Below are 22,362 nucleotides of genomic sequence, written 5' to 3'. Positions count from 1 at the left end.
GCCGCGCGCCCGGCCGCCCGCGGCCCGGCCGGCCGCGGGGCCGGGCGCGCGCCCCCCCCCCCCCCCCGCCGGCACGTCAGGTCAGTTGACGTCGATGCGCACCGAGTCGAAGGCGGGGGTCTGGTTGGCCCGCTCCATCATCGGCAGGCGGTGCGAGCCGTCACCGGCCCAGACGGAGCACTGGGCGGTGCCGGACTCCGGCAGGCCCGGAATCTGGATCGTCACCTCGTCGGGCTGGGCGCCGCCGCGGCCGTCCTCGGTCGCGACGAAGAACGCGGGCACCTCCTGCGGCTCCGGCGGAGCGGTCAGGCTGTCCAGCATCCGGCACGCGGTGTGGAAGTGACCGCGGACCAGGCCCTGGTCGTTGAGGAGCGAGCTCTCCACGTAGTAACCACCCTGACCGGCGGCCAGGAAGCGGTCCCGGACCAGGTTGCGGGTGCTGACCCGCAGGGTGAAGGGCTGGTTCTGGCCGACCTGCTCAGGGAACTGGGTGATGAGCAGCGACGGGTTGTTGGCCGCCGCGCCGACCTCGCCGAACTCGGTGCTCACGCAGCGGTTGCCGTTCTGGAAACCGTCGTGCGGCTGGAGCCGGCTCTCGTCGCAGTCGTTGGCGAGCACGCCGAGCCCGGCGCCGGGCTCGGTGCCACCGCCGTTGTTCCCGCCACCGTTGTTCCCGCCACCGTTGTTGCCACCGCCGGGGGTGGTGGTGGGAGTGGTGCCGCCACCGTTGTTGCCGCCCGTCCCGCCGGTGGGCTGCACCTGACACTCGGCGAGCTGCGCGAGGCCCTGCGGCCGGGGTCCGGCCCGGTCGATGGCGGTCGTGATCCGGTCCAGCACGGCGCGGCGCTTGCCGGCCAACGGCTGGAGGATCGCGTTGCGGATGAACGCCTCACCCTTGTTGCCCTCGGCGGCGAGCCGGCGGTCCGCCTCGGCGATCTGGGTCTGCAACTGGGCGAGGTTGCGGTCCACCTCGGCCCGAGCCCGGTTCGGCACCTGCGGCAGCTTGCTCGCCACGTCCGGACAGGCGATGGCCGTGCCGGTGCCCACGGTGCCGTCCTTGCCGTCCTCGCACTCGGGGACCGACTGCTGTCCGTCACCCCAGTGATTACGCACCCACCGACCGTTCTGCCAGGTCCGGCTGGTCGAGCCGCCACCGGTCGGCGCGGTCGCGCCCGGGCTCGGCTCCACGCACTGCCCGGAAGCCGGACGCGGCTTATTTGTCCGCCGGTCCTGGGCCGACGAAATCTGAGTCACGGCGACAACTCCGCCGAAGACCGCGAGCGTGCCGACAACTGCCAGCAGACGCTTGCTCCGCGCGTTGCCGGAAGGCCGGCGCGCCCGAGTGGACCTGCGCATCGAATTGCTCTCCTTCTCGATCCGGTAGTGGATTTCTGCCCTCGGCGGACCGACGGATGTGAGGTGGCACGCCGCGGTGGCGACCCACCGTGACCTACCCGGTAATGCGTCGATGGCCGACGATGCCCTTTCCGCACCGTCTCCCGCGCCCGGTGGACGCGGATGGGGAGATCCTGTTCATTCGCGCAGGAGTACGGGGCGGCGGCCGGGAAGGTTCAACAGACGCACAGGAAATTGCCGCGACCCGACACGGAGCCGGTACGGAGCAGGGATCAGCAGGTGAAACGGGTGCTGGTCAGTCGGCGCAGAGGTGGTCGTAGGCGAATCCGCCGACCAGTTCGTGGCGGCGCTGGCTCAGCGCGGCGATCTGCGCGGTCCACTCGGCGCGCGACAGCAGGTCGGCGACGGCGTTCTCTCGCAGTCGTTCCCCCACGGCGACGGCGGCGAGATCCTCGGCCAGCCGGGCCGCGTCGATGCCGCAGGAGAAGCGGTGTTCGGTCACCGAGACCTGCTCGATGAGGCACGCGTCGGGGCGTACCTGCACCCAACTCCACCCCTGTGCCGGCCCGTCCACCCAGCGGACGTGCAGTCCTCGCACGATCGGGTCGGCCACCTGCCCGGCCACGTACGCCTCGACCGCCGCCACACGGGTCAGCGCGCCCAGGTCGTTCACCGGCCCGGTACGCCCGTCCGGCAGCCGGCCCAGGATGTCCCGGAAGCCCACCGCCGCCAGTTCGGTCCCGGCGGCGCTGGCCCCGCCTGCGGCGTAGGCGCGCGCGTCGATCACGTACTCGACCAGACGGCGGCCATGCTCGGCGGCGCTCAAGGTTGGCGACCCGATCCGCAGAGTGGGCAGGCCGGCGGCCGCGCCCACCGCGTCCGTGAGGCGCTCCACGCGCTGCTGCGCCGAGCCGGGAGACGGAACGGGGCCGATCTGGACGGCGACGACCGGACGGCCGGTGTCGGCGGCGTAGACCACGAAGTCGAAGCTGGCGCGGCTCGCCGAGGTCCACTGGCTGCCGGTGACGCCGGGCGGCCGGCCCTGGAGCAGGTCAGCGAGCCGGCGTGCCGCCAGGACCCGATGGCCGGCGCGGCTGAGCAGCGCGTCGCGCCCCGCCTCGGCGGGCATCGCCCGCAGCCAACCGAGGTCGTCGCTCCCGATGCTCGTCATCTGCCTGATCCATCCGCCGGTCGGTCGAGCCGGGCCGAGTCTAGGTGGTCGATCATGGGCCACCGACTTCTCGTGTGACGCGGATCACAGCAGCGTTGATGTTCCAGGGATGGCCGCCGGGTGTATCCAGCGACCGCCGGTACCGGACCGGCCCGGAGGTGAGCATGTCGCGACAGCAGTTCGGCTTCCTCGCCGGGTTCCTCGCCGTGGCGGTCTGGGCGCTCGCCGGCGTCGGCGTGGCCGCCCTCGCCGTGCTCGCCGGTCTGCTCGGCTGGCTGGTCGTCCGGGTGCTCGACGGCGACCTCGCGATGACCGGTCTCGGCGACCGCCGCGCCGACACTCGGCGGCGGCGATGACCACCCGCCCGTCCGCGGGGACGAACCCCCGCACCGGACTGGCCGCCGGGACCGAACGCCGCCCTGGCGACACGGCGGACGTCGCGCGGATCGCGGTGCAGGCGGCCAGCCTCGTGCCGGGCGTGTCCGTCGTCCGCCCGGCGGCGGTCCGTCTGGATGACCGGTCCGTCGGACTCGACCTGCACCTGATCACCTGGTACGGGCACAGCGTGCCGACGATCGCCGAGACGGTCCGGGCGGTGGTCACCGACCGGGTGGCCGCCCAGACCGGGCTCCGCGTGGCGGTGGTGACCGTCACCGTCGACGACCTGCTCGTCCCCGGCGTCGACTCCTCCGGCGTCGGCACCGCCACACCGGAGGACGGTTGAGATGCGCACCGCCAACCGGGTCGCCTCGTTGCTGCTGGCCACCGCGCTGCTTCTCGGTGGCGCGGCGGCGGCCGTCCAGGCGTTGCTGCTCACCCTGCACCGACCGACACCGCTGGACACCAGCGGCTGGCTCGACGCGCTGAGCGGCACCCGGTGGCGCGACCCCACCGTCCGGGCCGTGGCCGGCGGGGTTCTCCTGCTGGGCCTGGCCATCCTCGTCGCCCAACTGCGTCGCTGGACACCGGTCCGCCTGCGCGCCGACGAGCACGACGGCTGGTACCTGCACCGGCGCTGTGTCGAACGGCGGCTCGCTGACGCCGCCAGCGCGGTGCCGGGCGTCCGCCGTGCCCGCGTCCGGGTCCGACGGCGCGGCGGCCAGTGGCGCCCCCGGGTCCGCGCGACCGGCGACCCGGCGGCCCGGGCGGAGATCGAGTTCGCCGTGCACCAGGAGTTGCGTCACCTCACCGCACCCCGCCCCGCCCGGATCGACGTCCGGCTGCTGCCTCGGCGACGGCCGGCGTGACCAACGCCGGGCACCGGCTGCTGTGGACCATCATCGCGCTGCTGCTGGTCGCGGGCGGCGCGGCGGCGCTGACGGCCAGCCTCGGCACGTTGCCGGGCGCCGACCCGGCGGCGGCGCTGCTCAGCGCCGAGCTGGTCGAGCATTGGCGGAAGGCCGCGCCGTGGAGCGGCCTGGCCGCGGCCGCCGCCGCAGCCCTGCTCGCACTGGCCGGGCAGCGCCTGCTGACCCGGGAGCTGCGGGGCCCGGACGGCACGTTGCGCGGCACCCTGAGCCACCCCGGACGCCGGCCGGGCCGGACCCGGCTGGCCACCGACGTCCTCGCCGACGCGCTGGTACGCGACCTGACCGGCAACCCCGGCGTACGCCGGGCCCGGGTGGTGCTCACCGGCGCGCCACCGCACCCCGACGTGTGGATCCGGGTGGACCTCACCGCCGACGCGCCGACCGCCGGCGTACGCGAGCACGTTCGCGCGGCGGTCCGCCGGTTCGCGGCGACGACCGACTGCCAGCCCGCGCACCTCGACGTGACCGCCCGCATCGAGCCCGGCCACCCCTGACCCGACGTCTGCCCGAGGGGGCATGATCGGTGTCGGCGGCGAACGGAGGTACGCGGGTGCGGGTGGTGTCGCTGGTGCCGTCCCTGACCGAGGCGGTGGCGCTGACCATGCCGGGAGCACTGGTCGGGGCCACCGACTGGTGCAGCCACCCGGCCGGGCTCGACGTGGCCCGGGTCGGCGGCAGCAAGTACCCCGATCTGGACCGGGTGCGCGCGCTGCGGCCGGACCTGGTGCTGCTCAACGTCGAGGAGAACCGCCGCGCCGACGCGGAGGCGCTACGGGCGGCCGGCGTGCCGGTGCGGGTCACATATCCACGGACCGTTCCCGGCGCGCTGACGGAGCTGGGCGACCTGCTGACCGAACTGGGTGCGTCGAGGGAGCCGGACTGGCTGCGGGCCGCCCGGCGGGCCTGGGCCACTCCACCCCGGCTGCCGGCGACCCGCAGCGCTGTGGTGCCGGTCTGGCGTCGACCGTGGGTGGTGCTCGGCGGCGACACGTTCGCCGGTGACGTGCTGCGTCGCCTCGGCGTGTCGAACGCCTACGAGAAGCACCCCGAGCGCTATCCCCGCCCGACCCTCACCGAGCTACGCGAGCGGGAGCCCGACCTGGTGGTGCTGCCCGACGAGCCGTACCGGTTCACCGCCGACGACGGGCCCGAGGCGTTCCCCGGCGTACCGTGCGCTTTGCTCTCCGGGCGGCACCTCACCTGGTACGGCCCGTCCCTGGCCGAGGCGCCCGCGCTGCTCGCCGACCAGCTGTCCCGGCCGGTGCTGGCCAGCTGACCTCCGCCGCCAACCGGGCGGTCGGGCGCCGCGCCCGGGGCCCAGCCAGCGGCCCGGCGGCTCAGCCAGCGGCCCGGCGGCTCAGCCAGCGGCCCGGCGGCTCAGCCAGCGGCCCGGCGGCTCAGGCGTCGGTTCGGCGGCGGGCGGCCAGGGTGCTGGCGCCGATGGAGACCGCCAGGGTCAGCAGCACCACGGCGAGGGTCAACCAGACCGGTAGCTTGCCCACCGGCGTCTCGGCGAGGATCAGCTTGAGCCCGGCGAAGGCCAGTAGCAGCGCCAACCCGTACCGCAGGTAGCCGAAGTGTCGCAGCAGGCCGGCGAGGCAGAAGTAGAGGCTGCGCAGCCCCAGTACGGCGAACGCGGTGGCCGTCCAGACCAGGAAGGTGTTCGTGGTGATGGCAAGGATCGCCGCCACCGAGTCGATGGCGAAGACCACGTCGGTGGCCTCGACGGCGACGAGCGCGACCAGCAGCAACGTCGCCACCCGTCGGCCGGCCACCCGGGCGGTGAACCGGTCACCGTGGTAGCGGGCGTCGGTGGGCACCACCCGCCGGAACAGCCGGACCACGACGTTGCGTTCCGGGTCGACGTCCGGCTTCCCGCGTACGGCCAGCCGCCAGCCGGTCCAGATCAGGAACGCGCCCAGCACGAACCCGGCCCAGGCGAGCCGGTCCAGCAGCTCGGCACCGGCGAGGATGAACAGCAGCCGGAAGACGAGCGCCCCCACGACACCCCAGAACAGCACCTTGTGCTGGTAGCCCGCCGGCACCTGGAAGTAGCCGAAGAGCAGCGCGAAGACGAACACGTTGTCCACCGAGAGCGCCTTCTCCAGCAGATAGCCGGAGAAGTACGCGATGGCCGGGTCACCCCCGAGGCCCCACCAGACGACCAACCCGAACAGCAGACCCGCGCCGATCCAGACGGCGCTCCACAGCAACGCCTCGCGGAGCTCGATGACGTGGTTGTCCCGGTGCAGGAGCACATCCACGGCGAGCAGCACCGCGATCACCGTGCCGACCGCCGCCCAGGCCCACAGCGGGACCGCGACCGTCGCCTCAGCCACCGACGCCCTCCGCATCGACCACCGCGCACCGCCCGTCAACCAGGCCGGCCGGCCCTTTTCGAGCCTAGGTGAACGCCCGACCCGGCATCGGACGGTCGAACGAAGTCGGGGCGGGCCGATGCGATGATCTGGCAGCTAGCAGTGCGGGCGGTGGCTGAGGCTCCGGGCGGGCGGGGAGCCGCCCTCAGGCGACCGGCATCACCTGGCCGGGGTCGCTGACCGTGTCGTCGGCGTCGTAGGCGATCGCGTTTGTCACTCGCACCACGCCACTGACCTGCGCCGCGAGCCGACCGGCGAGGTCAACGGCGGAGCGGCGGTCCAGCCGACCGGCAAGCGTCACGTCACCGTGGCGGACCTCGACCGTGACCAGTCCGTCCCGCACGGCGAGCACCCGGCGAAGCACCTCCTGCACCACGTCCTCACGAATCTCTGCGTCCGACCGTAGGTGCACCCGCAGCAGGTCGGCGCGACCGACGATGCCGATCAACCGGCCGAGGTCGTCCACCACGGGCAGCCGCTTGACCTGCTCGCGGTCCATGACGCGGGCAGCGGCGGACAGCGGCGCCTCCGGACCGGTGGTGACCGCCGGCGCGGTCATCAGGTCGCCGGCCAGAAGGGCCGCACCCTTGCTCCGCGCGCCACGTCGACGGCGGCTCTCGAAGACCCGTCGCAGCGCCGGCTCACCGGCGCGTTCGACCCGGTGCAGCAGATCGGCCTCGGACACCACCCCCAGCACTCGGCGGAAATCGTCGATCACCGGCACCGCGCTGACCCCGCGGCGCAACAGCACATCGACGATCTCCCGGTACGGGGTCTCGGCCACCACGGTCTCGACCTCCCGGGTCATCACGTCACCCACCTGCCAGGTCCTCATGACGGCCTCCCTCTCGTGGTCCATCTCGGACGCTACGACCGAGAGTCGACCGTCGTCAGGGCCGCCGGACCGGACCCGGAGGGGCCGAACGTCCCGAGCGGTTGCGGTCTGTCGGCCCTGCCGCCGGGAACGCTGTGGGCGTCCACTGGAGATGCCACCGGGAAGCGCGGTGCGAAGCTGAGAAGGGACGTGGAGACCATGATCGCGACGACCGAGCGGGTCACCGCCGAGGACACCGCTGCGAAGGCCGGCACCGCTCCCGAGCGGGCCGTCCGGTACATCCTGGCCGGCACCCGGCTGGCACTGGGCTGGATCTTCCTCTGGGCCTTCATCGACAAGGTGTTCGGCCTCGGGATGGCCACCGAGTCGAAGAACGCCTGGATCAACGGGGGTAGCCCCACCAAGGGATTCCTGACCTTCGGCGTGACCGGCCCGTTCAAGGATTTCTACACCGGGATCGGCGGTGCCGCCTGGGCGGACTGGCTCTTCATGATCGGCCTGGCCGGGATCGGTGTCGCGCTGCTGCTCGGCATCGGTATGCGGGTCGCCGCCGTGGCCGGTGGGCTGCTGCTGGTCATGATGTGGACCGCCGTCCTGCCTCCGGAGAACAACCCCGTCATGGACGACCACCTGATCTACGCGGCGGTGCTGGCGGTCCTGGCGCTGGTCAACGCCGGCCACACCTGGGGCCTGGGCCGGGTGTGGGCGACGCTGCCGATCGTCCAGCGGACACCCTGGCTGCGGTGAACTCCGCGCACCCCCTCGGCGGGCGTCACCAGCATCGGTGACGCCCGCCACGGCGTCGTTCCACCGGCCGGGCCCGCAGCGCCACCGGGACGCCGGTGCTCGACCGGCGGGCGGGGCCGCGGAGCAGGTTGCGGGTCCGCCGCACATCGGTGAGGGGTGATCCGGCAGGATCGACGGTGACCGGACACATCACCCAACACGGCAGGAGATCCCCGCATGACCCAGGCAGCAGGCGCCCAGTCGGGCAAGCCCGAGGTTGGTCCGATCGAGGGTGCACCGCCGGCCGACCTCGTGATCGAGGACATCACCGTTGGCGACGGCCCGCAGGCCGAGCCGGGCCAACTGGTCAGCGTGCACTACGTCGGCGTGTCGCACTCCACGGGCGGCGAGTTCGACTCGTCCTGGAACCGGGGCGAGGCGTTCGACTTTCCGCTCGGCGGCGGTCAGGTCATCGCCGGCTGGGACCAGGGCGTCGCCGGCATGCGCGTGGGCGGTCGTCGCCGCCTGACCATTCCGCCGCACCTGGGGTACGGCGACCGGGGTGCCGGCGGCGTCATCAAGCCGGGCGAGACGCTGATCTTCGTCGTCGACCTGCTCGGCGTGAGCTGACCGATTATCGGGGTCGCCGGTATGCGCCGGCGGCCCCGTGCCCGGCTGGGACCGCGACGGCCAACCTCCTCGATCGGGATCAGGCGGCCAGTTGCAGGTCCGTGGTGGCGATCACCGGGCGACGCGCGGCCTCGATCGGCGAGGTCAGCTCCAGAATCGGCATCACGCGGTGCAGCCCGCTGACGCGCAGCACCCGCGCCACCACCGGGCTCGGGTCGACCAGGACCAGCTCGCCACCGCAGGCCCGCACGCGCAGATGCGCCGCGAGCAGCGTGCGAACGCCGGTGGCGGAGAGCAGCCGCAGCCCGGACAGGTCCAGTTGAAGGACCGGGCGGGGCGGCGCGGACCGGAACGCGGCCACGGTGGCGATGTCGATCTCGCCGGCCACCCGCACGAGGACCAACTGGTCACCCACGCTGACCTGCACGTCCAGCCGGTCGCTGTGCTCTTCCATGCCCAGAAATCTAGCCGCCACCACCGACACTTTCGCCCCTCGGCGGAGTGATTCCGGGTACGCCCAGGGGCATACCCCGAGGTACCCCACCTCCTCCTCGGGGTGGAGTCAGGGGCCTCTCGCGGCGCGCCGCGCGGGCACGGAACCCGGGGGCCGGCCGGCATCCGGGTGGAGAATAGGTTGATGCTGATCCCCCGGCCCCGGCCGCCCCGGCTGATCCGCCCCGTCCGCGAGCCGGCGACCAGCCCTCCGGCGCTGGCCGGGACATGGGCCCCCACCGACCGCCGGCTGGACGAGGCCGAGTTGCTTCCCCTCCCCAAGGGCGCCGTCGGCCCCGAGGACGTGCTGGTCGACGGCGCCGGGCGGGTGATCAGTGGCGACGAGGACGGTCGGCTCTGGTGGTGGCCGGTCGACGCGCGGGCCGGCACCACACCCCACCTGCTGGCAGAGACCGGGGGCCGTCCGCTCGGCATCGAGCTGGACCCGTCCGGTGAGGCCCTGGTGGTCTGCGACGCGTACCGCGGGTTGCTGCGGGTCACCCCGGACGGCGGGGTACGCGAACTGACCGGAACGGCACCCCCGGTGCACCTGGCCAACAACGCGACGGTGGGCCGTGACGGCACCATCTACTTCACCGACAGCTCCGACCGGTTTCCGGTCTCGCACTGGAAGCGGGACCTGCTGGAGCACCGCCCCAACGGCCGGGTGCTGGCCCACCATCCGGGCAGCGGCCGCACCGAGGTGGTGACCGATGGGCTGTACTTTCCCAACGGGATCGCGCTGACCCCGGACGAGTCGGCGCTGATGCTGGTGGAGACCAGCACCCATCGCCTGCTGCGGGTCGAGCTCGGCGGCGGTGTGCGGGTCCTCGCCGACCTGCCCGCGTACCCGGACAATCTCGCCGCGGTGGGTGATGGGACGTACTGGATCGCGCTGCCCAGCCCCCGGGTGCCGATCGCCGAACGGCTGCTGCCCCATCCGCGCCTGCGTCAGCTCGCCGCCCTGCTGCCCGACGCGATGCAGCCGCAGCCACGCCGCTACGGGCTGGTCGCGCTGGTGGACGACGCGGGAACGGTTCGCCGGACGCTGCACGGTCCGAACGGGCACTACTCGATGATCACCGGGGTACGCCAGCACGGCGACCACCTCTGGCTGGGCAGCCTGACCGGTCCCGGAGTAGCCCGCGTACCCCTGACCTGACCCCTGCCCGGCCCGGCACCCCACCACCGCGCCGATCTTGCGTTTCCTGTCGCCGGGATGCGTTAAATGTCCCCTGTGTCGGCGCAGTAAGTGCAAGATCGGCGCGGTGCCCTCGTGCGGGACTGGCCTCGTTGTCCCGCTCAGCGGCCGCTGACGGAGGGCGCCGGTGCGGGCGATCCGCCGGCCACCGCGCCCGGGTGCGCCGGGGCGACCGGCGCGGGCTTGAGCCCGGGCGGCACCGGCAGGGCGCTGCCCTTGGCGAACTCGTCCCAGCTCACGTTCCACGCGGTCCAGCCGTTGCCCGGCTGTAGCTCCACCTCGGTGCCCTTGACGGTGACCAGGTCACCGACCTGCGTCACCCCCATCAACCAGTCGGCCGCGGTGGCGGAGACGTTCGCGCAACCGTGCGAGACGTTGGTGTTGCCCTGGTCCCCCTCCGACCAGGGGGCGGAGTGGATGAACTCGCCGCCCCAGGTGTAGCGCTGGGCGTCGTCGACGTCGACCACGTAGCCACCGTTCGGCTCACCCCGGGTGTCGAAGGTGACCCGCTCGTGCTTTTCCATGATCACCATCTTGCCGCTGGAACTCGGCGTGCTCGGCTTACCCAGGCTCACCGGGATCCGGCGGACCTGCTTGCCGTCGCGCAGGACCGTCATCTGCTTGGTGGCGTTGTCGATCTCCAGCGAGACCTGCCGTCCGATCTTGGAGGTCGCGGTCCGCTCGGCGTCGCCGACCAGTTTCTTTCCGATCGGCAGACCCTCCAGACCGGCCCGGACACTGATGGTGGTCCCCGGCTTCCAGAAATCGGGGGCCCGGTAATAGACCTGACTTCCATCTTCAAGCCACGACCAGGCTCCCGGTTGCGGCGGATTCGTCTTTACGAACAACCGCCGCTGGACATCCGCCCTGGCCTCTTTCGGAATTCCTGGGTCGAAGGCCACCGTTACCGGCATCGCCGTGCCGTACGTCCGATTGCCGTTGAAATAGAGGGTGCTGGTGATCTGCGGCTTGGTCGACTTGGCCATCGTCGTGAACGTGGTGGTGCGGGTGGTGGTGGCACCGGAGTCACCGGTCGCGGTCACCTCGGCGGTGTAGGTCCGTCGAGGTTGCAGCGGGGCGCTCGGCACCCAGCCGGAGCCGTCCTCGCGCGGTTCGGCGTTGACCTGCTTGCCCTTGTCGTCAGTGAGCCGTACGCCGGTGACCCGTCCACCCTTGACCACGGTGCCCACCTCGGCGCTGACCGGGACGTCCCGGGCCTTGTCCCCCGGCGTCAGAGCGAGTTCCGGTGGGGCGGCGTGCTTCTTGGCCGACCCGGTCGCCGAACCCCGGTCGGCGGTGCACGCACCCAGGACGAGTGGTGCCGCTGCGATGGTTACCGCCAACAGCGTCAATCGCCGCCTAGACGTCATGTTTCAGTCCCCCCGTTTTTCGACTTCCCTCCGCCACATTCTTGCCCGCTTGACGGGACCATTCGCGGCATTCGGAAATAATTGGCCGCGCATTTATCGACCCATTTTCCAACAATGCTCCGCTTGGTCGGAACAGGTGTTCAACCGACCCGTGTCATGCGCTTTGCTCCGCTTGAGCGACGCAACGTCGACTGTCCGAATGGCGAGCGGGGGCGGGCGGCACCGTCGACCCGGCTCATGATCGACTCGGCCTTCAGGAAGTTGGGGCATCCCGGCCACCCCGACACCGCGACTTTCATGAACCCGAGTGGATCAAGCGCCGGGTGGCCGGGCGGCCGGGCGCGCGCGGCGCGGCGCGGTGGGCACGGGAGGTAGGAGCTCAGGCCCGGCGGCGCACCTCGTGGGCGGACTTTTGTCAGTTGAAGCGAAACTTCCGGCGAACGCGACAAAGCTTTGCCTTCGTCCGGAGGCAAGGGTAGGGTCTGGATCTAGATAGAGGGTTGCCCATTCGTCGATCAACTTGCCGCCACCTCTGCCGGGTTGCCGCGTTCCGCTCCCGATGGGTCCGGGCCGCACCCGCGCCGTCCCTCACCGTCCAGCCGGAGCCCGCCTCCGGCCGGTTCGGCGCGCCCGGCGGACGGCAGTCAGGTCGACCGCCGCCGACGGCGTCCCAGCCGTCAGGAAGGGACCACCACCATGGATCAACAACTCAACCGACCGGGGCCGACACCGGCGTCCGAGCCGGTCAGCCGGCGGGGAGTGCTGCGCGCCGCGACCGTTTCCGCGGCCGCTGTCGGCGCCGCCGGTCTGCTCGGCGGCCCAGCCGTCGCCGCGCCCGCCGCAACCACCGGGCAGGCCCAGGGCCGCCGCCGGGTGCCGGTGGACCGGATCAGCATTCAGCTCTACACGCTGCGTGATCAGCTCGCCGCCGACCTGCCCGGCACCTTGGACGCGCTGCGTCGGATCGGCTACCGGCGAGTGGAGCACGCCGGTTTCGTCGGACGCACCGCCGCACAGTTCCGGGCCGCGCTCGACGAGGCCGGGCTGCGTTCCACCTCCGGTCACGTCGGCATCCCGCAGCCGTTCGACGCCGCCACCTGGGAGCAGGCTCTCGCCGACGCCAACGTGGTGGGCTGCAAGAAGATCGTCCACCCGTACTTCGGTCGGGACGCGAGCGGTCAGCCGATCCGCGACCCCGCCGTCTACCGGGCCCTGGCTCGGGACCTGAACCGCGCCGGACGGCTCGCCGAACGCGCGGGGCTGGACTTCGGCTACCACAACCACCAGCTCGAGTTCGTGCCGCTGACCGGCGGCTCGACCGGGTTCGACATCCTCAGCTCGCAGACCGATTCCCGGTTGGTGCACTTCGAGCTCGACCTCTACTGGACCTGGCGGGGCGCCCACGACCCGGTCGACGTGATCCGTGCCAACCGCGGCCGGATCCGCCAGGTGCACGTCAAGGACCTCGACGTCGAGGGTGGTTTCGCCGACCTCGGCGACGGCCTCATCGATTTCGGTCGCATCTTCGCCCACGAGCGTGAAGCCGGCATCGAGGAGTACATCGTGGAGCGCGACGACGCGGGCACCGCGCCGCGCTCCCCCGCCGACGCCCTGGACACCGCTCGCGTCGGCTTCGACTATCTCGCTTCACTTCGGTACTGAAACCACCCCGGGGGATTCACCTGATGAACAGGACCGCATTCGCGTCCGCCCTGCTGTTGGTGACGGCCGGTCTGGCCGTACCACCGGCGGCAGCGTCCGCAGCGCCGGCCGCGCCGCCGGACAGCAGCTTCCAGAAAGTGACACTGAACGACTTCCCGGGCGAGCCGATGAGCCTCGCCGTCCTGCCCGACCTGCGGGTGCTGCACACCTCCCGTACCGGTGAGGTCCGCATCCACGACCCGCGCACCGGGCTGAACACCCTCGCCGCCGACATTCCGGTGTACGAGCACGACGAGGAGGGGTTGCAGGGCGTCGCCATCGACCCGAACTTCGCCCAGAACAAGTGGGTGTACCTCTACTACTCGCCGCCGATGGACACGCCGGTGGACGACCCGGCGACTCCCGGCGTCAACGAGGGGGACGCGCCGGAGACCGGCACCGAGGCGGACTGGCAGCGCTTCAAGGGCGCGCTGCGACTGTCCCGGTTCAAGCTGGACGGGCAGAAGCTGAACCTCGCCAGCGAGCAGCAGATCATCGACGTGCCCACCGACCGGGGCATCTGCTGCCACGTCGGCGGCCAGATCGACTTCGACAGCAAGGGCAACCTGTACCTGTCGACGGGTGACGACACCAACCCGTTCGCCTCCGACGGTTACATCCCGATCGACGAGCGGGCCGACCGTAACCCGGCGTACGACGCCCAGCGCACCTCGGCCAACACCAACGACCTGCGCGGCAAGCTGCTGCGCATCAAGGTCAAGGCCGGTGGTGGCTACACGGTGCCGGCCGGCAACCTGTTCAAGCCCGGCACGGCGCAGACCCGCCCCGAGATCTACGCGATGGGGCTGCGCAACGCGTTCCGGTTCGCCGTCGACAAGCGGACCGACGACGTGTACGTGGGCGACTACTCCCCGGACGCGTCCAACCCGAACCCGGAGCGCGGGCCGGCCGGGCACGGTCGGTGGATGCGCGTCGACAAGCCGGCGAACTACGGCTGGCCGTACTGCGTGACGCCGACGATCGCCTACCGCGACTACGACTTCGCCACCGGTGAGTCCGGTGCCACGTTCAACTGCAAGCGCCCGGTCAACGACTCACCGCACAACACCGGCAAGCGGGTGCTGCCGCCGGTCGAGCAGCCGGAGGTCTGGTACGCGGCCGCCCCCTCGGCCGAGTTCCCGCAGCTGGGTTCCGGCGGCATCTCTCCGATGGGTGGCCCGGCGTACGAGTACGACGGGACCAGCACGTCGCGCACCCGCTGGCCGGCCTACTACGACGGGGTTCCGCTGTTCTACGAGTGGTCCCGCGACTACATCAAGGAGTTCCGCCTCGACTCCGACGGCGATGTCGACGACATCCGTCCGGTGGCGCCGTCGCTGGTCGTGGACAACCCGATGGACATGGAGTTCGGCCCGGACGGCGCGCTCTACGTCCTGGAGTACGGCGACGGTTACTTCGCCGAGAACCCGGACGCGCAGCTGTCCCGGATCGACTTCGTGCGGGGCAACCGGACGCCGATCCCGAAGATCAGTGGCACCCCGACCGTTGGGCAGGCCCCGCTGACCGTCGCGTTCTCCAGCGCCGGCACGACCGACCCGGACGGTGACAAGCTCAGCTACGCGTGGGACTTCAACGCGGACGGCTCGGTGGACAGCACCGCTCCGAACGCGAGCTGGACGTTCCCGGAGAACGGCTCGTACACGCCGACGTTGAAGGTCACCGACCGCACCGGACGGTCCGCCTCGGCGTCCCTGCCGCTGGTGGTCGGGCCGACCGCGCCGATCATCGAGTTCGTCGCCCCGGAGGCCGGGCAGCCGTTCCAGTTCGGGCAGACCGTCGCGTACGAGGTGAAGGTCACCGACGACCTGCCGGTGGACTGCTCCCGGGTGAAGGTCACCTACGTGCTCGGGCACGATGAGCACGGGCACCCGCTGTCCACCTCGACGGGTTGCTCCGGAAGCATCCCCACCTTCCTCGACGGTGGGCACAGCGGCGCGGACAACCTGACCGCGGTGTTCGTGGCGGAGTACACCGACGCCCCGACCGACCCGGGCGTACCCCCGCAGTCCGCTTCGGCGACTGTGGTGCTGGACCCGACCCCGGTTGCCGGTCTGGCCGGCTGATCGGTTTCACCACGACAGTGGCGGCGGCCGGAACCTTCCGGCCGCCGCCGCACGTCGTTCAGCTTCAGGATCTCGCCGTCGCCGTCGCTCCGGCGTCCCGACGGCGACCACCGTCGGGTCAGCTCCAGTCGCTGTCCACGTGGTTGTCCCGCCACCGTCCGCCCACCGGCGGGGTGTCCAGTCGCATGCCCTCGTCGGCGTTGCCGGCCAGGTCGTTGTCCTCGACCCGGCAGTCCACGCAACTGCCCCGCTCGGTGATCCACAGCCCGTGCGTCTGGGTCGGGTTGTCGTGGTTGTCCCACACCCGGTTGCCCCGGATGGTCGCCGAGTCGAACGGCGCGTCGACGGTGATGCCGGCCCGCAGCTTCGGTGCGGCGGCCAGCTCGTATGCGCATCCCGGCGGTGGCACGTCCCCGCTCCACGCGCTGAACGCGTCCGGGCGGACCGGGGCGAGGGTGAGTTCGTCGCCGGTGTTGGAGGCCACCATGGCCACTGCCTTTCCGACCCGCAGGACCTTGCCCCGGTGACCGTCGTGCGGCCAGTTGGCCGACCGGTCCACCAGGGACCGCTCGCCGTAGCGGACGGCGTCACCGGTACCGCCGGTGCCCTCGCCGTACTGCCGTCCGTTGTTGCGGATCCGGTTGTTGAGCAGCACCGCGTCGGTCATCTGGTGGTCGATCCGGATCGCGTCGAGGCCGTTGCCCCAGAACTCGTTGCTCTCGATCACCACGTCCCGGATCGAGCCCCGGTAGCCGCGCCCCAGGTCGTGCGAGTGATAACCGTGCCGGCCGTTGCCGCTGATCCGGTTGCCTCGGACGGTGTACGGGCCAGGGCTGTTACCGATGCTGACCCCGTCGCACATGTTGCCGTCGATGACGCAGTCGGTGAGCAGCCCACCCCGGCCGGCCACCGACGAGGTGCCCTGCGCCGACACGTCGAACCCGGTCTCCAGGTTTCCGGTCATGGTGCAGGCGGAGACGATCAGGCCGTCGGCGCCCCAGTCGGAGATGCCGAAGCGGTTGCCCTGACTGTGGCAGCCGACGATGCGGTAGCCGCGTGGCGGTGCCCAATAGTCCTTCTGCAGCTCCAGGAAGATTCCGTTGGTGCCGTTGGCCAGGGCGGTGCTGTTGGCGATGGTCAGCCGCTCCACCGCTCCCCAGCCGCCGATGCCGATCCCGATGCCGGCGCCACCCATCTGCTCGCCGTTGTCCAGTCGGCCACAGCCGACCACCACCACGCCGTCGATCAGGGAGTCCTGGAGGAAGTCGCAGCCCAGCCCGGTGGCGGCGGTGTGGTGGATGTAGAGGTTGCGGAAGACACCCCGCACCACGTACTGGAGGCCGAGGCCCTTGGCCAGGTAGTTGTACTCGGCCATGGCGACGCCGGAGCCGTCGATCTGGAAGTCGGAGAAGGTGCAGTCGGCGATGTGCCGGTCCCGGTCGGCGCCGTGCTGCACAGTGGTCCAGAACGCCAACGGGGTGGGGTCGGCCCGGTTGCCCTCGTTGCTGAGCATGAACCGGGTCGCCGCCGGGCCGGCCCCGATCAGCGACACACCGCTGCGCCACACGGTGCCCGCGTCCCGGATCGAGTAGATGCCCGGCGGGCAGTAGATGACGCGGGCCCGTCCGTCCGAGGCGTAGCCGGCGCCGAGGCGGTCCACGAGGGCGGCCAGCGCCGGCTGGTCGTTGGTCGCGCCGTCACCGGTGAGCCCGTACTCCAGCGCGTCGCAGTACAGCGGCGCGCCGGCCGAGGCGGGCCGTCGTACCCGGACCGAGTTCAGTAGCAGCTCGTTCGCCGCGGCCACGGGCGGGCTCCCTTCGACGCGTTCGGTGCGCTCCGGCGGGGCCGACTTCCCGGTGAGGCCGCCGGGAAACCCCGACCCGATGACGCCGCCGGGGGCCCGGCCCGATGACGCCGCCGGGGAGCCCTGGACATGCGCCGGCCCCGGCGCCGCACGGGCAGCGCCGGGGCCGAGGGGGTACGCGTCAGACGGCGGCGATCAGCAGCGCCGGTCGCTCCACGCAGTCGGCGACGTGCCGCAGGAAGCCGCCGGCCACCCCGCCGTCGCAGACCCGATGGTCGAAGGTGAGGCTGAGCTGGGTCACCTTGCGGACGGCGAGCTGCCCGTCGACCACCCACGGCTTGTCCACGATCCGCCCGACCCCGAGCAGGGCCGCCTCGGGGTGGTTGATGATCGGCGTGGAGCCGTCGACGCCGAACACCCCGTAGTTGTTCAGGGTGAAGGTGCCACCGGTCAGCCGGGCCGGGGGCAGGCTGCCGGCCCGCGCGGCGGCCGTGGTGGCCGCCAGTTCGGCGGCCAGCTCGGCGGTGGTGAGCCGCTGGGCGTCGCGCACCACCGGCACCAGGAGCCCGCGGTCGGTCTGCGCGGCGATGCCGAGGTGCACCCCGGCGGACTGGACGATGCGCTGCGCCTCGGTGTCGACCCGGGCGTTGAGCTGCGGGAACCGGCGTAGTCCGCTGAGGCAGATCCGGGCCAGCAGGGCCAGGATGCTCACCGGCGCGTCGGGCGTCGCGGCGTTGATCGCGGCGCGGGTCTCCAACAGCCCGGTGGCGTCCACGTCGACCCAGATGGTCACCTCCGGGATCTCCCGCCGGCTGCGGGAGAGCTTGTCGGCGATCACCTTGCGGACGCCGGTCAGCGCGACGATGACGTCGCCGTCCCCCGCCGGGGCCGACCCGACCTGCGGGTCCGGCACGGCGGCGAGCCGGGCGGCGGGCGCGGTCAGCGCGGCCTCCACGTCGGCGCGGCGGATCACACCCCCGGGTCCGGTGCCCCGCACCGTGTCGAGGTCCACGCCGTGCTCACGGGCCAGCCGCCGCACGATCGGCGAGATGACCAGGGCGGCGGAGGGCGCTGCCGGCTCGCCGGACGTGGCGGCGGCAGCCGTGCCGGTGCCGCCGGTCGGGCCGGCGTCAGCCGGTTCGGGGGCCACCGCCAGGCGGGGCCGACGCCGACGTCGGGTGGCGGTGCCGTGGCCGGTGCCGTACCCGATCAGCACGTTGCCCGAGCCGGCCCGTTCCTCCTCGCGGTAGGTGGCGTGCCCGGCGGGCTCGTCGCCCCCGTCCAGCGGCGCGATGGTGATCAACGGCTGGCCGACCGGGCGTACCTCACCGGCCGCGCCGTGCAGGGTGACCACCCGGCCGGCGTACGGGCAGGGCACGTCGACGACGGCCTTGGCGGTCTCCACCTCGACCACGCTCTGGTCGACGGTGACCACGTCACCCACGGCGACCCGCCACTCGACGATCTCGGCCTCGCTCAACCCTTCGCCCAGGTCGGGCAGGAGGAAGACCTGTGTCCGTTCGACGATGGTCATGCCGCCGCCCAACGCGCGTCCGGCTGGTCGTCCCACTGAAGGCGGGCCACCGCGTCGAGCACCCGGTCCACGCCGGGCAGGTGGGTGTGTTCCAGCATCGGCGCCGGGTAGGGGATGTCCAGCCCGGCGACCCGCAGCACCGGGGCGTGCAGCGCGTGGAAGCAGCGCTCCTGCACCCGGGCGGCGATCTCCGCGCCGACGCCCGCGAAGCCGGGCGCCTCCTGGATCACCACGCACCGGCCGGTACGCCGGACCGAGGCGGTGATGGTCTCGTCGTCGAACGGCACGATGGTGCGTACGTCGACGACCTCCAGGTCCCATCCCTCTTCCCGGGCGGCGTCGGCGGCCTCCAGCGCGACCGGCACCGCCGGCCCGTACGCCACCAGGGTGGCGTCGCGTCCGGGCCGGCGCACGACGGCCCGGCCGAACGGCTCGTTGCGGGTCGGCAGGGACGCCTCGGCGCTGGCGAAGTAGAGCTTCTTGGGCTCCATGAAGACCACCGGGTCGGGGTCCTCGATGGCCTCGCGCAGCAGCGAGTACGCGTCGTCGACGGTCGCCGGGGTGACCACCTTCAGTCCGGGGGTGTGCGCGTAGTACGCCTCGGACGAGTCGCAGTGGTGCTCGACCCCGCCGATCCCGCCCGCGTACGGCACGCGGATGACGATCGGCACGCTCAGCGCGCCCCGGGTGCGGTTGCGCAGCTTCGCCACGTGGGAGGCGATCTGTTCGAACGCCGGGTACGCGAACGCGTCGAACTGCATCTCGACCACCGGGCGCAGGCCGGACATGGCCATGCCGACGGCGAAGCCGACGATGCCGGCCTCGGCGAGGGGGGTGTCGAAGCAGCGGTCCTCGCCGAAGCGGGCCTGGAGGCCGTCGGTGATCCGGAAGACGCCGCCGAGCGCGCCGACGTCCTCACCGAAGACGACGACGCGGTCGTCGGCGGCGAGCGCGTCGGCGAGCGCGGTGTTGAGCGCCTTCGCCATGGTGGTGGCCATCAGGCGTCGCCCTCCTCGGCGTGCGCGGCGGCCAGCTCGGCGCGGACCTGCTCACGCTGTTCGACAAGCTGCGGGGTGGGTTCGGCGTAGACGTGGTCGAAGAGGCTCAGCGGATCGACGGTGGGCTGCTCGTTCATCCGGGTCCGCAGGTCCGCCGCGTACGCCTCGGCCTGCTCGGCGATCTCGGCGACGGCCGCGTCGTCGAGCACACCGCGGGCGCGCAGGTAGGTCTCCAGGCGGGCGACCGGGTCCCGGTCCCGCCAGGCGTCGACCTCGGCGCCGTCGCGGTAGCGACTGGCGTCGTCAGCGTTGGTGTGCGGCTCCATCCGGTAGGTGTGCGCCTCGACCAGGAACGGTCCCTTGCCGGCCCGGGCGTGGGCGACCGCGCGGGTGAGCACGGCCAGCACCGCGACCGGGTCGTTGCCGTCGACCTGCTCACTGGGCACGCCGTAGCCGACGCCCTTGTAGGCCAGCGACGGCGCGGCGGTCTGCCGGGACAGCGGGACGCTGATCGCGTACCTGTTGTTCTGCACGAAGTAGACCACCGGCGCCTTGAACACGGCGGCGAAGTTGATCCCCTCGTGGAAGTCGCCCTCGCTGGTGGCGCCGTCACCGATGAAGGCCAGCGCCACGGTGTCGCGGCCCTGGTACGCCTCGCCGTGCGCCAGGCCGGCGGCGTGCACGCACTGGGTGGCGAGGGGGGTGCACTGCGGTGCGGTGTGCACCTCGGTCGGGTCGTAGCCGCAGTGCCAGTCGCCGCGCAGCAGGGTGAGCACCTCGACGGGGTCGATGCCTCGGGCAACCAGCGCCATCGACTCGCGGTACGTGGGGAAGACCCAGTCGGTGTCGCGCACCGCGAGGACCGCGCCGACCTGGCACGCCTCCTGGCCCCGCGAGGACGGGTAGACGGCCAGCCGACCCTGCTTGGTCAGGGCGGTCGCCTGGGTGTCGAAGCGGCGGCCGAGCACCATCCGGCGGTACAGCTCGCGCAGCACCTCGGCGGGTGGTTCGGGGTAGTCGGCGCGGGCGGGCAGCGGCGTGCCGTTCTCGGTGAGCAGGCGGACCGGCTCGGCGTCCGGTAGCAACGAGCGCGCCGGGTCGGGCGGGGTGACCGTTCGACGGGTGCGCGGGGATGCCCTGCGGACCGCCTGGGGAGTGGTCGTCACGGCGGAACCTCCTGGGACGTGTGGTGAGCCTATGCTTCCGCTTGTGGATGATTGACTCAAGATCGACACAGAAGGCGGGACGGTTGGCATGCGGAGGGGGTACCAGTGAGCCAGGAGACCGCCGACGACGCAGGCCGGGGCGCGGGATCGGGACGATCGGCCCGAGCGTTGGACGAGGTCGACCGGCGGATCCTCGACGAGCTGGTCCGCGACGGTCGGACGTCGGTGCGCACCCTCGCCGAACGGATCCACATCTCCCGCACCAACGCGTACGCGCGGGTGGAGCGGTTGCTGCGCGACGGGGTGATCACCGGGTTCCGGGCCAAGGTGGCGCCCGAGGCGGCCGGGCTGGGCACCTCGGCGTACATCGCCCTGACCATCGAGCAGAACACCTGGCGGGAGGTGTCGGCCGAGCTGGCCCAGGTGCGCTACATCGAGCACGCCGCGTTGCTCGGCGGTGACCACGACGTGCTCGCGCTGGTGCGCGCGCCGGACAACGCCGCGCTGCGCGACGTGGTGCTGGGTCGGGTGCAGAGCATTCCGGGGGTGCTGTCCACCCGCACCTGGCTGGTCTTCGAGGAGTTCGACGGGGTTGGCAGCCCCTGGGCGTGACCGCCGGCCTCAGCGCTCCGGCGGGGCCTCCAGCCCGTCGCGGTCGGCCAACTCCAGCAACGGTTCCAGTGAGTGCCGGTCACCGTCGAGGCCGGCGTGCGGGTCGCCGCGCTCGGCGAACCGGGCCGGCATGCTGAGCACGTCGAAGTCCTCCGGGCGGGCCTGGTCCAACTCCGACCAGTCCAGCGGCGCGGAGACCAGCGCGGCCGGCGTCGGCCGAATCGAGTACGCCGAGGTCACCGTGTGGTCCCGGGCCATCTGGTTGTAGTCCACGAAGACGGGCCGGTCCCGTTGTTCGCGCCACCAGGTGGTGGTGACCAGGTCCGGCAGCCGGCGCTGCATCTCCCGGCCCAGCGCGAGCACCGCCCGACGGCAGTCACCGAAGCTCCACCGCGGCTCGATCGACAGGTAGACGTGCAGCCCGCGACCGCCGGTGGTCTTCGGGTAGCCGGTCATGCCCAGCTCGGCGAGGAACGCCCGCACCTCGTGCGCCACCGGCACCACCTGCTCGAAGCCGACGCCGGGCATCGGGTCCAGGTCGATGCGCAACTGGTCGGGGCGTTCCACGTCGGCGGCGGTGACCGGCCACGGGTGGAACCGCAGGGTGCCCAGGTTGGCCGCCCAGATGACCACTGCCAACTCGCTCGGCGCGACCTCGTCGGCGGTCCGGCCACTGGGGAACGTGATGTGCGCCGTCCGCACCCACTCGGGCGCGCCGGCCGGCAGCCGCTTCTGGTAGAACGCGTCGCCCCGGTTGGTCTGCCGGGTGGCGATCGTCGCGCCCTCGAAGACACCGCGGGGCCAGCGTTCCAGCATGGTCGGCCGGTCCCGCAACGCGCGCAGGATGCCGTCGCCCACCGCCAGGAAGTAGCGGACGACGTCCAGCTTGGTCAGCCCACGCTCCGGGAAGTACGGCTTGTCGGGGCTGGAGACGCGGACCACCCGCTCCCCCACCTGGATCTCCTCCGCCGCCGTGGCCACGCCCTGAGGGTAC

The 22,362-nt window shown here is 72.3% G+C and carries 22 protein-coding genes; 11 read left to right on the top strand and 11 right to left on the bottom strand.

Annotated features, from left to right (window positions below; all coding sequences use genetic code 11):
• Positions 1-81: 81 nt before the first annotated feature.
• Positions 82-1,356, bottom strand: coding sequence for a hypothetical protein (locus tag ACIBEF_RS17150; protein WP_396794245.1), 1,275 nt, complete (start codon positions 1,354-1,356; stop codon positions 82-84).
• Between the two features lie 295 nt (positions 1,357-1,651).
• A complete protein-coding gene (locus ACIBEF_RS17145) occupies positions 1,652-2,527 on the bottom strand; it encodes a hypothetical protein (protein ID WP_396794244.1) in 876 nt (291 codons plus the stop codon).
• A 164-nt stretch (positions 2,528-2,691) separates the two neighbouring features.
• Here ACIBEF_RS17145 and ACIBEF_RS17140 point away from each other — a divergent pair, with 164 nt between their 5' ends.
• Genes ACIBEF_RS17140 through ACIBEF_RS17120 form a run of 5 tightly spaced genes read left to right on the top strand, consistent with a single transcriptional unit; the run spans position 2,692 to position 5,113 of the window.
• Positions 2,692-2,883 (top strand): hypothetical protein, encoded by a 192-nt coding sequence (locus ACIBEF_RS17140; RefSeq protein ID WP_357206039.1) that lies wholly within the window; start codon positions 2,692-2,694, stop codon positions 2,881-2,883.
• Positions 2,880-3,251 (top strand): Asp23/Gls24 family envelope stress response protein, encoded by a 372-nt coding sequence (locus ACIBEF_RS17135; RefSeq protein WP_396794243.1) that lies wholly within the window; start codon positions 2,880-2,882, stop codon positions 3,249-3,251. The genes ACIBEF_RS17140 and ACIBEF_RS17135 overlap by 4 nt, the downstream gene beginning before the upstream one ends.
• A gap of 1 nt (position 3,252) precedes the next feature.
• The gene (locus ACIBEF_RS17130; RefSeq protein WP_396794242.1) at positions 3,253-3,774 is read left to right on the top strand and encodes a DUF6286 domain-containing protein; all 522 of its coding nucleotides are present in this window, start codon (positions 3,253-3,255) and stop codon (positions 3,772-3,774) included.
• Positions 3,771-4,331, top strand: coding sequence for a hypothetical protein (locus ACIBEF_RS17125; protein ID WP_396794241.1), 561 nt, complete (start codon positions 3,771-3,773; stop codon positions 4,329-4,331). The genes ACIBEF_RS17130 and ACIBEF_RS17125 overlap by 4 nt, the downstream gene beginning before the upstream one ends.
• Positions 4,332-4,387: 56 nt before the next feature.
• On the top strand, positions 4,388-5,113 hold the full coding sequence (locus tag ACIBEF_RS17120) for a helical backbone metal receptor (RefSeq protein WP_396794240.1): 726 nt from the start codon (positions 4,388-4,390) through the stop codon (positions 5,111-5,113).
• Between the two features lie 121 nt (positions 5,114-5,234).
• Here the strand turns inward: ACIBEF_RS17120 and ACIBEF_RS17115 are convergent, their stop codons facing one another.
• Entirely contained in the window at positions 5,235-6,191 is a 957-nt protein-coding gene (locus tag ACIBEF_RS17115) for a TerC/Alx family metal homeostasis membrane protein (RefSeq protein WP_396794239.1), read from the bottom strand.
• A gap of 169 nt (positions 6,192-6,360) precedes the next feature.
• Entirely contained in the window at positions 6,361-7,050 is a 690-nt protein-coding gene (locus ACIBEF_RS17110) for a CBS domain-containing protein (RefSeq protein WP_396794238.1), read from the bottom strand.
• Between the two features lie 189 nt (positions 7,051-7,239).
• Between ACIBEF_RS17110 and ACIBEF_RS17105 the strand changes: the two genes are divergently transcribed.
• Positions 7,240-7,797, top strand: coding sequence for a hypothetical protein (locus ACIBEF_RS17105; RefSeq protein WP_396794237.1), 558 nt, complete (start codon positions 7,240-7,242; stop codon positions 7,795-7,797).
• 216 nt (positions 7,798-8,013) lie between these two features.
• Positions 8,014-8,406, top strand: coding sequence for an FKBP-type peptidyl-prolyl cis-trans isomerase (locus ACIBEF_RS17100; protein WP_396794236.1), 393 nt, complete (start codon positions 8,014-8,016; stop codon positions 8,404-8,406).
• A gap of 79 nt (positions 8,407-8,485) precedes the next feature.
• Here ACIBEF_RS17100 and ACIBEF_RS17095 read toward each other — a convergent pair whose 3' ends face one another.
• Positions 8,486-8,860, bottom strand: a complete 375-nt coding sequence (locus ACIBEF_RS17095; protein WP_396794235.1) for an STAS domain-containing protein — start codon at positions 8,858-8,860, stop codon at positions 8,486-8,488.
• 183 nt (positions 8,861-9,043) lie between these two features.
• Between ACIBEF_RS17095 and ACIBEF_RS17090 the strand changes: the two genes are divergently transcribed.
• The gene (locus ACIBEF_RS17090) at positions 9,044-10,060 is read left to right on the top strand and encodes an SMP-30/gluconolactonase/LRE family protein (RefSeq protein ID WP_396794234.1); all 1,017 of its coding nucleotides are present in this window, start codon (positions 9,044-9,046) and stop codon (positions 10,058-10,060) included.
• 140 nt (positions 10,061-10,200) lie between these two features.
• On the opposite strand, the gene ACIBEF_RS17085 is transcribed toward ACIBEF_RS17090, so the two are convergent.
• The gene (locus ACIBEF_RS17085; protein ID WP_396794233.1) at positions 10,201-11,469 is read right to left on the bottom strand and encodes an Ig-like domain-containing protein; all 1,269 of its coding nucleotides are present in this window, start codon (positions 11,467-11,469) and stop codon (positions 10,201-10,203) included.
• A gap of 696 nt (positions 11,470-12,165) precedes the next feature.
• On the opposite strand from ACIBEF_RS17085, the gene ACIBEF_RS17080 reads away from it, so the two are divergent.
• Together ACIBEF_RS17080 and ACIBEF_RS17075 are read left to right on the top strand one after the other, a co-directional pair.
• Positions 12,166-13,131, top strand: a complete 966-nt coding sequence (locus ACIBEF_RS17080; RefSeq protein ID WP_396794232.1) for a sugar phosphate isomerase/epimerase family protein — start codon at positions 12,166-12,168, stop codon at positions 13,129-13,131.
• 23 nt (positions 13,132-13,154) lie between these two features.
• Positions 13,155-15,254 (top strand): PQQ-dependent sugar dehydrogenase, encoded by a 2,100-nt coding sequence (locus ACIBEF_RS17075; RefSeq protein WP_396794231.1) that lies wholly within the window; start codon positions 13,155-13,157, stop codon positions 15,252-15,254.
• A 118-nt stretch (positions 15,255-15,372) separates the two neighbouring features.
• Here the strand turns inward: ACIBEF_RS17075 and ACIBEF_RS17070 are convergent, their stop codons facing one another.
• From ACIBEF_RS17070 to pdhA, 4 genes are all read right to left on the bottom strand, one after another.
• Entirely contained in the window at positions 15,373-17,058 is a 1,686-nt protein-coding gene (locus ACIBEF_RS17070) for a right-handed parallel beta-helix repeat-containing protein (RefSeq protein ID WP_396794230.1), read from the bottom strand.
• A gap of 181 nt (positions 17,059-17,239) precedes the next feature.
• Positions 17,240-18,592, bottom strand: coding sequence for a dihydrolipoamide acetyltransferase family protein (locus tag ACIBEF_RS17065; RefSeq protein WP_396794229.1), 1,353 nt, complete (start codon positions 18,590-18,592; stop codon positions 17,240-17,242).
• Positions 18,589-19,593, bottom strand: a complete 1,005-nt coding sequence (locus ACIBEF_RS17060; RefSeq protein WP_396794287.1) for an alpha-ketoacid dehydrogenase subunit beta — start codon at positions 19,591-19,593, stop codon at positions 18,589-18,591. Before ACIBEF_RS17060 ends, ACIBEF_RS17065 begins: the two co-directional genes overlap by 4 nt.
• Positions 19,590-20,756 (bottom strand): pyruvate dehydrogenase (acetyl-transferring) E1 component subunit alpha, encoded by a 1,167-nt coding sequence (gene pdhA / locus ACIBEF_RS17055; protein ID WP_396794228.1) that lies wholly within the window; start codon positions 20,754-20,756, stop codon positions 19,590-19,592. Before pdhA ends, ACIBEF_RS17060 begins: the two co-directional genes overlap by 4 nt.
• Before the next feature lie 105 nt (positions 20,757-20,861).
• Between pdhA and ACIBEF_RS17050 the strand changes: the two genes are divergently transcribed.
• Complete coding sequence (locus tag ACIBEF_RS17050) at positions 20,862-21,368, top strand: Lrp/AsnC family transcriptional regulator (protein WP_396794227.1); 507 nt, start codon at positions 20,862-20,864, stop codon at positions 21,366-21,368.
• A gap of 9 nt (positions 21,369-21,377) precedes the next feature.
• Here the strand turns inward: ACIBEF_RS17050 and ACIBEF_RS17045 are convergent, their stop codons facing one another.
• Positions 21,378-22,349: a DNA polymerase domain-containing protein gene (locus ACIBEF_RS17045; protein WP_396794226.1), complete on the bottom strand. Its 972-nt coding sequence runs from the start codon at positions 22,347-22,349 to the stop codon at positions 21,378-21,380.
• Positions 22,350-22,362 lie beyond the last annotated feature (13 nt).

The sequence above is a fragment of the Micromonospora sp. NPDC050795 genome, from assembly GCF_044456785.1.
In the GTDB taxonomy this organism is placed as follows: domain Bacteria; phylum Actinomycetota; class Actinomycetes; order Mycobacteriales; family Micromonosporaceae; genus Micromonospora.
The sequence above is the reverse complement of the archived record's forward strand: the minus strand, read 5'-3'. Positions and strand labels throughout refer to the sequence as shown.

Coding starts and splice junctions, on each gene's coding strand:
- ACIBEF_RS17150 (WP_396794245.1), bottom strand. CDS start 1,356: ATGCGCAGGTCCACTCGGGCGCGCCGGCCTTCCGGCAACGCGCGGAGC.
- ACIBEF_RS17145 (WP_396794244.1), bottom strand. CDS start 2,527: ATGACGAGCATCGGGAGCGACGACCTCGGTTGGCTGCGGGCGATGCCC.
- ACIBEF_RS17140 (WP_357206039.1), top strand. CDS start 2,692: ATGTCGCGACAGCAGTTCGGCTTCCTCGCCGGGTTCCTCGCCGTGGCG.
- ACIBEF_RS17135 (WP_396794243.1), top strand. CDS start 2,880: ATGACCACCCGCCCGTCCGCGGGGACGAACCCCCGCACCGGACTGGCC.
- ACIBEF_RS17130 (WP_396794242.1), top strand. CDS start 3,253: ATGCGCACCGCCAACCGGGTCGCCTCGTTGCTGCTGGCCACCGCGCTG.
- ACIBEF_RS17115 (WP_396794239.1), bottom strand. CDS start 6,191: ATGCGGAGGGCGTCGGTGGCTGAGGCGACGGTCGCGGTCCCGCTGTGG.
- ACIBEF_RS17110 (WP_396794238.1), bottom strand. CDS start 7,050: ATGAGGACCTGGCAGGTGGGTGACGTGATGACCCGGGAGGTCGAGACC.
- ACIBEF_RS17100 (WP_396794236.1), top strand. CDS start 8,014: ATGACCCAGGCAGCAGGCGCCCAGTCGGGCAAGCCCGAGGTTGGTCCG.
- ACIBEF_RS17095 (WP_396794235.1), bottom strand. CDS start 8,860: ATGGAAGAGCACAGCGACCGGCTGGACGTGCAGGTCAGCGTGGGTGAC.
- ACIBEF_RS17090 (WP_396794234.1), top strand. CDS start 9,044: ATGCTGATCCCCCGGCCCCGGCCGCCCCGGCTGATCCGCCCCGTCCGC.
- ACIBEF_RS17085 (WP_396794233.1), bottom strand. CDS start 11,469: ATGACGTCTAGGCGGCGATTGACGCTGTTGGCGGTAACCATCGCAGCG.
- ACIBEF_RS17080 (WP_396794232.1), top strand. CDS start 12,166: ATGGATCAACAACTCAACCGACCGGGGCCGACACCGGCGTCCGAGCCG.
- ACIBEF_RS17075 (WP_396794231.1), top strand. CDS start 13,155: ATGAACAGGACCGCATTCGCGTCCGCCCTGCTGTTGGTGACGGCCGGT.
- ACIBEF_RS17065 (WP_396794229.1), bottom strand. CDS start 18,592: ATGACCATCGTCGAACGGACACAGGTCTTCCTCCTGCCCGACCTGGGC.